9 protein-coding genes are annotated in these 11,871 nt (G+C 60.1%); 8 read left to right on the top strand and 1 reads right to left on the bottom strand.

What is annotated here, in order from left to right; translation table 11 throughout:
• Window positions 1-8 precede the first annotated feature (8 nt).
• Complete coding sequence (locus ACQUQU_RS11800) at window positions 9-557, bottom strand: outer membrane beta-barrel protein (protein WP_430459889.1); 549 nt, start codon at window positions 555-557, stop codon at window positions 9-11.
• A 156-nt stretch (window positions 558-713) separates the two neighbouring features.
• Here ACQUQU_RS11800 and ACQUQU_RS11805 point away from each other — a divergent pair, with 156 nt between their 5' ends.
• The 8 genes from ACQUQU_RS11805 to ACQUQU_RS11840 all read left to right on the top strand — a co-directional run bounded on the left by ACQUQU_RS11805 (window position 714) and on the right by ACQUQU_RS11840 (window position 11,784).
• A complete protein-coding gene (locus ACQUQU_RS11805) occupies window positions 714-1,862 on the top strand; it encodes a hypothetical protein (RefSeq protein WP_430459890.1) in 1,149 nt (382 codons plus the stop codon).
• A 1-nt stretch (window position 1,863) separates the two neighbouring features.
• Window positions 1,864-2,856: a hypothetical protein gene (locus tag ACQUQU_RS11810; protein ID WP_430459891.1), complete on the top strand. Its 993-nt coding sequence runs from the start codon at window positions 1,864-1,866 to the stop codon at window positions 2,854-2,856.
• Between the two features lie 169 nt (window positions 2,857-3,025).
• A complete protein-coding gene (gene imuA / locus ACQUQU_RS11815) occupies window positions 3,026-3,685 on the top strand; it encodes a translesion DNA synthesis-associated protein ImuA (protein ID WP_430459892.1) in 660 nt (219 codons plus the stop codon).
• A 9-nt stretch (window positions 3,686-3,694) separates the two neighbouring features.
• A complete protein-coding gene (locus tag ACQUQU_RS11820) occupies window positions 3,695-5,146 on the top strand; it encodes a Y-family DNA polymerase (protein WP_430459893.1) in 1,452 nt (483 codons plus the stop codon).
• Window positions 5,143-8,373, top strand: a complete 3,231-nt coding sequence (locus tag ACQUQU_RS11825; protein ID WP_430459894.1) for an error-prone DNA polymerase — start codon at window positions 5,143-5,145, stop codon at window positions 8,371-8,373. Before ACQUQU_RS11820 ends, ACQUQU_RS11825 begins: the two co-directional genes overlap by 4 nt.
• Window positions 8,374-8,598: 225 nt before the next feature.
• Window positions 8,599-8,997, top strand: coding sequence for a response regulator (locus ACQUQU_RS11830; RefSeq protein WP_430459895.1), 399 nt, complete (start codon window positions 8,599-8,601; stop codon window positions 8,995-8,997).
• A gap of 2 nt (window positions 8,998-8,999) precedes the next feature.
• Window positions 9,000-9,626 (top strand): hypothetical protein, encoded by a 627-nt coding sequence (locus ACQUQU_RS11835; RefSeq protein ID WP_430459896.1) that lies wholly within the window; start codon window positions 9,000-9,002, stop codon window positions 9,624-9,626.
• A 19-nt stretch (window positions 9,627-9,645) separates the two neighbouring features.
• A complete protein-coding gene (locus tag ACQUQU_RS11840) occupies window positions 9,646-11,784 on the top strand; it encodes an EAL domain-containing protein (protein ID WP_430459897.1) in 2,139 nt (712 codons plus the stop codon).
• Window positions 11,785-11,871 lie beyond the last annotated feature (87 nt).

Consider the following 11,871-nt stretch of genomic DNA (forward strand, 5'->3'; position numbering starts at 1 on the left):
CTTAACCTCTAAAAACGCGCCTGCACACCTGCCAGCAGGCTGTCGGCATCAATATCCTGAAAACGGGTGGTCGAATACTCGGCGTACATCACCAGATCGTGTTCCACCGGAAAGTTGAACCCGGCGCTGCGCATGGCGCTGCAGCCATCTTCCGACCAGGGGTCGAGCAGGCCGCTGGTCACCGCGCTCCAGCAGTGACGACCGACCCGCACATAGGGCCCGACGCCGCCGGAAAACGGGATGCGGAAGGTCACGTCCCAGCCGGCGCTGATGCCATCGAACTGCACCGACTCGGCTTCGGTGTTGACGTTCTTGTCGCCCCACAACCAGAAACCAATGCCGGTGCTGATGCCGGGAATCCACTCCACACCGGTGCGGGCCGCCATGACGTTGGTCAGAATGGTGTCGTCCAGTCCATCGGTGGTCTGCTCTGCGGGAATGCTCTGCAGCGAAAAGCCCAGGGCCAGCGCCGCATAGCCTTCCGGGCGCCAGGCCTGAGCCGTCGCCGGCCATAACGCCGCCACCAGCAGGCTTAACAGGGTGAACCTCAGCGTCATACGTCTGTCACTCCGGGCAGTTGAGATACGCGGCCATGCCGCACTGCACGCCATTATGCCTGAAGCGTCAGGCAATGCGGGCCATGCCCTTGAGAAAGTGGTTCTATCGTGCAAAATCGGCGGCATAACAATAACACTCACCCTCAGGGATTCCTTATGAAAGCTGCTGCGAAAGCGGGCGCTGCTGTATTGCTTGCGCTGTCTCCCCTGCTGCTGCCTCAGGCACACGCAGGTTCTTCCACACCGGGCATGAACGCCCATTATTCCACGCACCCGGTTGAATGGTACGACGCCGTCTCTGAAATTGACTATTTCAATACCAACCTGACCACGCCCTGGGTGACCAATCCGGCCTGCGACAATACGGCCGATTTTACCGCGGTTACTTACAACATTTTCCATAACGTCGGTTTTGTTTACGACTTCGGCGACGAAATGGAGCAGTCACTGGGTAAGGTAACCGAGTGCGCCGACGTGATTCTGCTGCAGGAAGCCTGGGACTACGACGATATGTACGAAGACGGTCCGGTGGACGATTTCGCCGCCCGCGGCTTTGAAGATACCTACGGCGGTGGCAGTAACTACTGCAATGGCAGCGACATCGAAACCGACTGCCCGGGCCTGATGATGTTCTCCCGTCTGGGCTATGAGAAAAAACTCGGCTACCACAAATACAACGCCACCAATGGCATTGACGGCGTGAAAGGCAAAGGCGTTATCGGCGCCATCGTCAAGAAAAACGACCAGTACATTTACGTGTTCACCACCCATCTGGTGTACGGCAGCGCCCAGCACTTCGGTGGCAACAGCGGTGACGACAACGCCCGTCGTGCGCAGATGGACGAAGCCGTGAACTGGATCAAAGGCAAAATCGACGAAAACGCCGCGCAGTTCCCGCCGGCGGCGGTGATTCTCGGCGGCGACTTCAACACCGACCTGCACAACCCGGCAGCGGTACAGGACGTCACGCAGGGCGCCCTGTGGAATCAGATGGCCCTGATCCGCAACCAGAGCACCGAGGTGCGCGACGGCCTGAAATACTCGTACTGGCCGAAAGACGATTGCTGTCAGGACACAGGTCCGAACGGCCTGGCCACCGACGACTACGCCTGGTTCGATTACACCCTGGTATTCGATGCGGCCCACTGGAGCATCACAGCACCGGCCAGCGGCTGTGGCGTTACCCGCGTCAACACCAGCGTGTGGGCTCCCGAATGGCGCGGTCAGGATGGCCAGCGTTATCTGGCGTATTACACCCACAGCGACCACTACGGCAGCCTGACCGAAATCGACTTCTGCCGCTGATATGCAGACCCGCTACCACACCCTGCTGGCCGTCGGCGTCGTTTCCACGGCGCTGGCGGTGATGCTCAGCCTGCGCGCACCCAAGGTTGAAGTGGCCACCAGCCACGAGCCGCTGCCGGTTGCAGCCGCGACCAGCCAAAGTCCATCAGCGCTGGCCGACGCCCCCCCGGCACTGCGTGAACGTCTGCTGCACAGCCTGCTGCGTGCCGCGCAGCGGGCGGCGGCCAACGCCACCGACAGCGGCCTGAATCAGCTGCACTGGCGCGAAAGTGAATGGCTCGCCGACCCGGCCGCCGGACTGGAACGGCTGCGCCTGCAATGCGAGCGCTCGCTGGGCCATGCCTTCAGCGCCCAACAAGCAGAAGCCCCCACGGAAGCCCCCACGGAAGGCCATAACGGGCAGGACATTCAGGCCGACATCCGCCAGCTGTGCGACCAGCAACTGCGTCTGAGTCTGGCCCATCAGTTCGGTCTCAGCAGCGAGCAGGCCTCGCAATTCATCGCCATCAGCCGCGCCAACCCACAGCCGCTGAACGGCTTTCAGGCGCGCTCACCGTTAAGCGATTTCGCGCAGCCACTGGCCTTCTTCGACGCCTACTGGGCAGAACAGGATGCCCTGTACGGCGCGGAGGTGGCCGCCAAAGTGTTTGGCCCGCAGCGCGACGGCATGCGCTTTAACCAGCGTTTTCAGGATTTCCTGAGCAACGCCGGAACCTTGCCGCTCAGTGAACGGCTGAGCTGGTACCAACGACAGCAAAACGCCTTCAGTCAGCGTCATGGTCAGCCGCTGAGCGCCCTCAGCAGCGATGCCAGCGAAGACCTCAACCGCCTGATTGCCCTGCACGAACTGGATCCCAGCGACGACCCGGTGCAACGCCGCTACGAGCTGCGCCGGACGGTTCTGGGCGAAGACAAAGCCAGCCGCTGGCGCACCCGCGAGCAACGCCAGTGGCAGACCGACGGCCAGCTGGCCCGTCTGTACGCAGCGGAATAATCACGTTCATCACCACCCCGCCACCGGCGGGGTTTTCGTTTTATGCCAGCACACCGCCATAGCCGGCCTGAACGCATGACTCTCCTGTCGGGGCTGTTTTGAATCTTGAATGCTGTATACATAACCAGTACTGTATTTATATCCAACACACAGTCAAGCAGGACAGCACATGGCCACCACGCTGCATCAGGTGCTCAATCAGGGACAGGTCTGGCCGGCGCGCGCTCAGCAACAGGCGCTGCGTCCGGCACCTGCGCTCAGCACCGGTTTTGAATCCCTCAACCGCGAGCTGCCGGCATCCGGCTGGCAGGCGGGTCAGGTGTGTGAAATTTACGCCGGGGCGCACAGCGGTCAGGGCGAGCTGTCGCTGATTCTGCCGGCTCTGGCCAGCCTCAGCCGGGAACCGCGCTGGATTCTGTGGGTGGGTGGCCCGACGCTGCACAACCGCCGCCTGCTGCCACAACCGGCAGCTCTGCTGCAGGCCGGCATTGATATCCGCCGCATTCTGCTGGTGCATCCGCGTGACGAACAACAGGCCTTGTGGAGTCTGGAAGAAGGGCTGAAAAGCGGCCACTGCTCGGCCGTGCTTGGCTGGCCGAGCACGCTCAACAAACCGCATATCCGGCGCCTGCAACTGGCCGCCAGTCAGCACAACAGTTATTGCTGGTTATGGCCGCAATGCCCGTTCGACAGCACAGGCTCACCGGCGGCGCTGCGGCTGGGCGTCGAGCGCGTCAATGAACAGGAGGTTCAGGTCGAATGCTACAAACGCCGCGGGCTGTGGCCCGGCCAGCCGTTCCGTCTGGCGCTGCAGGCCGCCCTGCAATAACCCCCGTCTATGCGCTGGCTGTATCTCTGGTTTCCCGACCTTTACCTGCATCATCTGCTGCAACACAGCGACGATGCTCAGCTGCCGCTGGCGCTGTTGCCGCCGGGCAACGGCCAGGCGGCGCACATCGTCAGCTGTAATCAGGCCGCGCGCCGTCAGGGGGTGGAGGCCGACATGCCGCTGACCACGGCGCTGTGTCTGTGCCCGGCTTTGTCGCTGGCGCGGCTGGATCCGCATCAGCAACAACAATTGCTCGATGGCCGGGCGCTGTGGGCCGGGCAGTTCAGCGCTCAGGTATGCCCGGATGGTGACGATGGCCTGTGGCTTGAAAGCGCCAGCATGCTGCGTCTGTTTCAGGGACACGAGGCCTTGATTGCCCGCATCACACAGGCCGCCGCCGCCGAGCAATGGCCGCTGCACTGTGGCAGTGGCGACACGCCGCTCGCCGCACGGCTGCGTGCCTGTTGCCGCCTGCCGGCCGGTGCCGGTCTGCAACCGCTGACGCTGGCGCAATTGCATCAGGGGCGTTTGCTTAATGCCGACGAACTGGCCCAGCTGCAACGCCTTGGCATTCAGCGTCTGAGCGATCTGCTGCGTCTGCCGCACAGCGGTCTTGCCAGCCGCTTCGGCACTGGCCTGAGCCTGCGTCTGCAGCGGCTGTCGGGTCAGCAGGCGCACCCGTTACCGGCGTTTCAGCCGGCGGAATATTTTCAGCAGCAGGCGCAGTTTATCCGCGAAGTCGAACACGCCAACGGGCTGTTGTTTCCACTGCAGCGGCTCCTGCAACGGCTGGCGGAATTTCTGCAGCGGCGCCAGCTCAGCACCCGCTGTCTGTACCTGCATCTGACCCACAGAGGCCAGCCCGCAACCGACTGGAGCGTACGCTTTGCCCACGGCGAATACCGCCAGCCAGAGCTTGTGTATTTATGCCGCTATTTTCTTGAAAAGCAGACGCTGCGCGCGCCGGTACAGACGCTGATTCTGCAGGTGCGGGAATTCAGCGAACGCAACCGCCAGCAAAAAACGTTACTCACCGGGCCTGAGCAGTGCGCGGCTTTTGCTCAGCAGCACAACCATAACGACCACCAGCACAGCGACAGTCAGCAATTACTCAACCGGCTGGGCAGTCGCCTGTTGCCGCATCAGTTGCTGCAGCTGCGCGCCCGCCCCGACCCGCGTCCGGAACAGGCTGCCCGCCTCGTCCCCTGTGACAGCGACAGCGTGCGGCAGCCGCAACCCGCGCTGCGACCAGACCTTGGCCAGCGTCCGCTGTGGCTGCTGGCCGAGCCTCTGCCCTGCCCACCGCCGGAGCACATCGTCAGCGGCCCCGAACGCCTGTGCAGCGGTTGGTGGGACGACCAGCCCCTGCGCCGCGATTACTACCGGGCGCGTCAGGGGGCGCAGTTAGTGTGGCTGTTTCACAGCGACGGCCAGTGGTTTATTCACGGTGTTTTTTCATGAAAAAGACACCGGTTCTGATCCATACGCCGCCCCCTGTGGACGCACCGCCCCCTGTGAACACTCCGCCTCAGAGGAACGCACTGCCCCAGAGGAACGAACCACCTCAGGCAACCAGGCCACAAGCCGCCGCATTCCGTTACGCCGAGCTGCATTGCGTCAGTAATTTTTCATTTTTACGCGGCGCGTCGCACCCGGAAGAACTGCTGCAGCAGGCGCTTGCCCTGAATTATCAAGCCCTTGCCATCACCGATGAATGTTCGCTGGCCGGCGTCGTGCGGGCGTGGCAGGCACTGGAGGATATCCGCGCCGACGCGGAACATCCGCTGCACAACGCCGCGGCGGATTTCCGTTTAATCACCGGCAGCGAATTCCGCTGTGACGATCAGCTGTTTGTAGTGCTGGCAGCGGATAAAACCGCGTACAGCGAATTATGCCGGTTAATTACCCACTGCCGGCGCGCGGCCGATAAAGGCAGTTACGTTTTCAGCCCGGATTTATTAACGGATAGTCAGCACGCCCTGTTGCTCTGGCAGCCGCAGAAAAACGGCTTTGACGAAGTGCTGGCCGCACAACTGCAGCAGACGTTTAACGGCCGTTTATGGCTGCTGGCCGAGCGCATGCTGGACGGTGATGACGACTGGCGTTTTCAGCAGATGCAGCATTATGCCGTGCGCTGGCAGATTCCGCTGACCTGCGCCAGTCAGGTACACATGCACAAGCCCGCGCGCCAGGCCCTGCAAGACTGTCTGACCGCCATCCGCCTGAATCAGCCCGTCACGCAGATTACCGGCCATCTGTTTGCCAACAACGAACGGCATCTGCGCTCGGCCAATAAACTCACGCACTTATACGGCCCAACGCTGCTGGCCGGCACCTGCGACATTGCCGCCCGCTGCCATTTTGAATTAAGCGAAATCCGCTATCAGTACCCGACCGACACCCTGCCCCCCGGACGCGATGCCGCCGGTTACCTGCGTGAAAAGGTCATGACCGGTGCCGGAAAGCGCTTTCCGGATGGCATTCCGCAACGCGTGCTGGACACCATCAATAAAGAACTGACGCTGATCGCGCTGAAAGAATACGAACATTATTTTCTGACCATCAACGACATTGTGCAGTACGCCCGTGCGCAGAACATTCTCTGTCAGGGGCGCGGTTCAGCGGCCAATTCCGTGGTCTGTTATTGCCTGGGCATTACCGAGGTGAATCCGCAGGAGGTGAATTTATTATTCGAACGCTTTATTTCGGCTGAGCGTCATGAGCCACCGGACATCGATGTCGATTTTGAAAGCCAGCGGCGCGAAGAGGTGATTCAGTATATTTATCAGAAATACGGTCGTAACCGTGCAGCGCTGGCCGCCACCGTGATTACCTACCGGGCGAAAAGTGCGCTGCGCGATGTGGCCGGTGCCTTGGGGCTGGATTTAACCGCGCTCGAACCTGTGCTGGCCAATTTTGGCTACCGCTATAAAAAGCACAACTGGCTCGACGAACTGGTCGACCGGCGCGTTGCCGATGCCACCCGGCTGCATTTACTGCAGCAACTGGTGGGGGAAATTCTGCGTTTTCCGCGTCATTTATCGCAACACGTCGGTGGTTTTGTTATCGCCCGCGATTGCCTGACCGATCTGGTACCGGTGGAAAATGCCGCCATGGCCGACCGCACCATTATTCAGTGGGATAAAGAAGACCTGGAAAGTCTGGGGCTGATGAAAGTCGACATTTTAAGTCTGGGCATGCTGACCGCCATCCGCCGTTGTCTGCAGCAGCTGAACATCAGCATGACGGATATTCCGCGGGACGATGCCGCCACCTACGCCATGCTGCAGAAAGCCGACAGCATCGGCGTATTTCAGGTCGAAAGCTGCGCTCAGATGAACATGCTGCCGCGCTTAAAGCCGCGTCATTATTACGATCTGGTCATTGAAGTATCGATCGTCCGACCCGGCCCGATTCACGGCGACATGGTGCACCCGTATTTAAAACGGCGTAACGGCGAAGAACAGGCCGATTACCCGATGGACGCGCTGAAGCCCATTTTAGAACGCACGCTCGGCATTCCGTTATTTCAGGAACAGGTCATCGCCTTTGCTATGGTGGCGGCCAATTTCAGCGCCGCCGAAGCCGATTTACTGCGCCGCTCCATGGCCAGCTGGCGTAAGAAAGGTCATATGCACCGGCTGCAGCAACGCCTGCAAGACAACATGCTGGCGAACGGGTTTGAACTGGCGTACATCCAGCGGTTACAGCGCCAGCTGGAAGGCTTTGGTGAATACGGTTTTCCCGAATCCCACGCCGCCAGTTTCGCCCTGCTGGTGTACGTCAGTGCCTGGCTGAAATGCCATCACCCGGCGCTGTTCTGCGCCGCCCTGCTCAACAGTCAGCCGATGGGTTTTTACAGCCCGGCGCAACTGATCAACGACGCCCGCGCCCACGGCGTCTGTGTATTACCCGTGGATGTCACGCACAGCGACTGGCTGCATCAGGCAGACGCCGGCAACGATAAGCCCAGCCTGAGACTCGGCCTGCGGCTGGTAAAAGGTCTGACCGAAGAGGCCGCCCGGCCCATTCTGGAAGCCCGTGCACAGGCGCCTTTTTTGTCGGTGAACGACTGCCGCCTGCGCGCCGGATTATCGACCCACAACAGCGCCGCCCTGGCCTCGGCCAACGCCTTCGGTGCCCTAAGCGAACACAGATACGCCGCCCGCTGGGCGGTCAGTGAACCCCTGCAGCCCGATTTACTGGCCGATGCCCTCACCGCACAGGATCAGAACCCGGTGCTGCAGGCGCTGAACAGCCCCAACGAGGTCGACAACCTGCTGGAAGATTATCAGGCGCTGGGATTAACGCTGGGCCGCCACCCGCTGGCCGTGCTGCGCGAACAGGGACAGCTGGGCAGCAGCCTGCGCGCCTGCGATCTGCTGTCGCAACCGCACGACAGCGAAGCCTTTGTCGCCGGCCTGGTGACCTGCCGGCAGCGCCCCGGCACCTCCGCCGGCGTCACCTTTGTGACGCTGGAAGACGAAACCGGCAGCGTGAATCTGGTGGTCTGGCTGGCCACCGCCGAACGCCAGCTGAAAACCCTGACCCAGTCGCGCATTCTGCAGGCCTACGGACGCATCGAAAAAGACGAAGCATCGGGCATTGTGCATGTGATCGCCTACCGCCTGCTCGACATCAGCCATTTATTGCAGACGCTGCAGGCACAATCGCACGATTTCCATTAATTCCCGGGGTTACGCGCATTGGCGTCCGACCAATTACGCCGACTCTCAATAACCACAACCTGCGTATGGCAATGCCTCCGACCGCTAAGCGACTGATCAATAACGGGAAAATCCGGCCACTGAAAAGGCGCCGCACACTGGCTGCGCCAGCGGCTTCTGGCCGCGTTGCAGTGACACGTCCCTGAACTAGACTCAGGCGATATGCCATCTTTTTCAGGACGATGTATGCCGACACGCATTATGGTGGCCGACGACAGCCTGTATGCCCGCATGCTGGCCAAGGAAGCCGTCGCTCAGGTGATCACCGATGCTGAATTTACTGAAGCGGCCTCCGGTGAACAGGCCCTCGCTCAGGCGGAGGCCGCCGGCTACGCGCTCGACTGGTATCTGCTCGACATCAACATGGGCGCTCCCGACGGCCTGCTCACCGCCCGCCAGCTGATCACCGCCGGCGTGCCCTCCGCACGCATTGCGCTGGTCACCGGCAACCGCAGTAACGAATTGCAAAGTGATGCCGCCGAGCAGGGCCTGACCTACATCATCAAAACCATCAGCCCGGCCGACGTTGATCAGTTTATCGAGCGTCTGCGCCGCTTCTTTTCCGGTACGCCGGCAGGAGGCTGACCATGACCAACGATGAACAGGTTGAAGCCCTGTCGCTGGACCTGCTGGCGGAATCCATCAATCTGGGTCTGGGGCACGTAATTGAAGAGCTGTCAGAAATCTCCGGCAGCCGCATTGTGCTGCACGTGCCGAAAGCGTCGATGATCCCCAAAGACGAGGCACTGACCATCACTCAGGCCATGCGCCGCGACGGCAAAGCCATTTTTGTGCGTCAGCAATTCAGTGGGGATATCGACGGCGAGGCGGTGCTGTTTTTCAGCGAAAAAGAAAGTCTGAATCTGCTGAACGGTCTGCTGCCCGACAACGATGAGCAGCGTCTGGAATTTGCCGCCACCGAAGAAGAAATGCTGCTCGACCTGACCAACGTTGCCGTATCCGGTGTTATTTACGCGTTATCAAGCCTGCTCAGCATCCGTCTGACCACCGAATTACCCGATTGCGAATACGGCACCTTCGACGAACTGACGCAGGAAACAGACCTGCTCAGCAACGCCGATGAACGTATTTTATTACTGACCATTGCCTTTACCGTGGTCGCCAAAAATGCCACCGCGCAACTGATGTTTTTCCAGCCGAAAAATACCCTGGTTAAACTCTACGACCACATCAGAACACGGATGAATCTCTGACTCCGACCACGGACGGTTTATGAAAAGCAGCTTCCACCAGCACATCATCAACAGCGTCAGCGCCGGCATTCTGGTACTGGATCAGAACACCCGCATCATCAGCTGGAATACCTGGATGGAAAAGCGCTCGGGTATGGCCGCTGCCGAGGTACTGAACAAACCGCTGCTCGATATTTTTCCGGAGCTGACCGCCAGCCGCATTGACCGCGCCATTCAGAAAGCCCTGCATCAGAACAGCCCGTCGCTGCTGTCGGCCAAACTGATGAAAGTCGCCTTTCCGCTGTTTACCGAATCCATCGTCAGCCGTAAGCGCCGCCAGCGCATTGTGCAGTCGATTCAGATCAAGCCGCTGGAACAGGACGGCAGCCAGTATTGCGTGATTTCGGTGTTCGACATCAGCACCTCGGACCTGCGCGAACGCACGTTGCGCACCCAGTCCGACACCCTGAGCCAGCTGGTCACCGACCTGAAAGAAAAAGACCACGAATTACTGACCATTTTTAACAGCACCCAGAACGGTATTATTATTTTTGATACCGACGGTCAGATCATCAGTGTGAACCCCGCCGCCGTGCGCTTAATCGGCGCCCCCCGCAACGAACTGACCGGCGATTGTATTTACCATTACATCGACGCCGTCAGTGAACAGGATTTCCGCAACGGCAATGCCGAAAAGCGCATTCAGCGTCTGGCCGAGCATCATGAGCAGGAACGCGAAATTGAGCTGACCGACCGCGATGGCAAAACCATTCCGTTAAAAGCCTCGTTTAACGTGATTCCCCATCCGGATGAGCAGACCCGTTTTTATATTTTCTTCCGCGATGTCACCAAACAGAAAAAAGCCGAAGAGCGGCTGTTCCGCATGGCCCGCTTCGACGGCGTTACCGGTCTCGACAACCGCCTGTCGCTGATGGAAAAACTCGAATACGCCCTGCAACTGCACAAGCGCAACGACGACGGTCTGTCGGTGTTTTTTATCGACCTCGACCGCTTCAAAAGCGTGAACGATAAACTCGGCCATAACGCCGGCGATCTGCTGCTGCGCATGGTCGGCGACCGGCTGAAAAAACGCTGTCGCGACTGCGACACGCTGGCGCGCTGGGCCGGCGATGAGTTCGTGTTATTGCTCGAGCAACAAAGCCACCAGCGCTCGGCCATTACCGTGGCCGAAAAAATCATCCGCGAATTTCAGAAACCCTTCCGTATTGAAGGCCACGATATCTATATCGGTGCCAGCATCGGCATTGCCCACTACCCGGAAGACGGCCTAAATTCGCAGGCCCTGATCAGCCACGCGGATCAGGCCATGTATCAGGCCAAAGCCGAGGGCAAAGGCGTGTTCCGCTTTTTCACCGCCGAAATGAATACCCGCATGACCGAACGGCTGGCGCTGGAAAGCGAGCTGCGTCAGGCCATCGAAAACGAAGAATTTGTGCTCTATTACCAGCCGCAGATCGATGTTTCCAACGGCACCATCGCCGGTGTCGAAGCCCTGATCCGCTGGAACCACCCGCAGAAAGGTCTGCTCGGTCCCGACAGTTTTATCCACATCGCCGAAGACTGTGGCCTGATTTCCGCCATCGGCGACTGGGTGCTGCAGGAGGCCATATCCATTTCTGCCCAGTGGCAGAAACGTTTCGGCAAGGCGCTGATGATGAGCGTTAACCTGTCACCAAGGCAGTTCACCGACGACAGTCTGGTCGGTAAGCTGCGCCGCCTGCTGGCGGCCGTGGGTATGAAACCTTCAACCCTGATGCTGGAAATCACCGAGAACGACCTGATTGCCGACAGCGAGTCGGCCCATCAGATTCTGGCCTCGCTGAAGGCCCTTGGGGTCAAAATTGCCATCGACGACTTCGGCACCGGCTACTCGTCGCTGGCGTATCTGCGCACCCTGCCGGTGGACACCCTGAAGATCGACAAAGAGTTCTTCGCCCGCGCTCAGAGTGACGACACCGACAGCCACATCATTGCCGCCATCATCGAGCTGGCCCACGCCCTGCAACTGGAAGTGGTGGCCGAAGGCATCGAGACCCTGTCGCAGATGGAGCTGCTGCGCATGAAGCAATGCGACATTGCGCAGGGCTTCTACATCGGCAAGCCGATGGCCTTCGACGTGCTGGAAAACTGGTACAGCGGCCAGAAGGGGCTGCATTAAGACCCGCCGCAGGCATCGGGTGACAGCCGCCGCAACCTGACTGAGCGGTACCACGTCTGCGCGTCCACAGCCGCTCAACGCACCTTC

It is taken from the genome of Thalassolituus sp. LLYu03 (genome assembly GCF_050507655.1).
GTDB lineage: Bacteria > Pseudomonadota > Gammaproteobacteria > Pseudomonadales > Oceanobacteraceae > Venatoribacter.

Coding starts and splice junctions, on each gene's coding strand:
- ACQUQU_RS11800 (WP_430459889.1), bottom strand. CDS start 557: ATGACGCTGAGGTTCACCCTGTTAAGCCTGCTGGTGGCGGCGTTATGG.
- ACQUQU_RS11805 (WP_430459890.1), top strand. CDS start 714: ATGAAAGCTGCTGCGAAAGCGGGCGCTGCTGTATTGCTTGCGCTGTCT.
- ACQUQU_RS11810 (WP_430459891.1), top strand. CDS start 1,864: ATGCAGACCCGCTACCACACCCTGCTGGCCGTCGGCGTCGTTTCCACG.
- imuA (WP_430459892.1), top strand. CDS start 3,026: ATGGCCACCACGCTGCATCAGGTGCTCAATCAGGGACAGGTCTGGCCG.
- ACQUQU_RS11820 (WP_430459893.1), top strand. CDS start 3,695: ATGCGCTGGCTGTATCTCTGGTTTCCCGACCTTTACCTGCATCATCTG.
- ACQUQU_RS11825 (WP_430459894.1), top strand. CDS start 5,143: ATGAAAAAGACACCGGTTCTGATCCATACGCCGCCCCCTGTGGACGCA.
- ACQUQU_RS11830 (WP_430459895.1), top strand. CDS start 8,599: ATGCCGACACGCATTATGGTGGCCGACGACAGCCTGTATGCCCGCATG.
- ACQUQU_RS11835 (WP_430459896.1), top strand. CDS start 9,000: ATGACCAACGATGAACAGGTTGAAGCCCTGTCGCTGGACCTGCTGGCG.
- ACQUQU_RS11840 (WP_430459897.1), top strand. CDS start 9,646: ATGAAAAGCAGCTTCCACCAGCACATCATCAACAGCGTCAGCGCCGGC.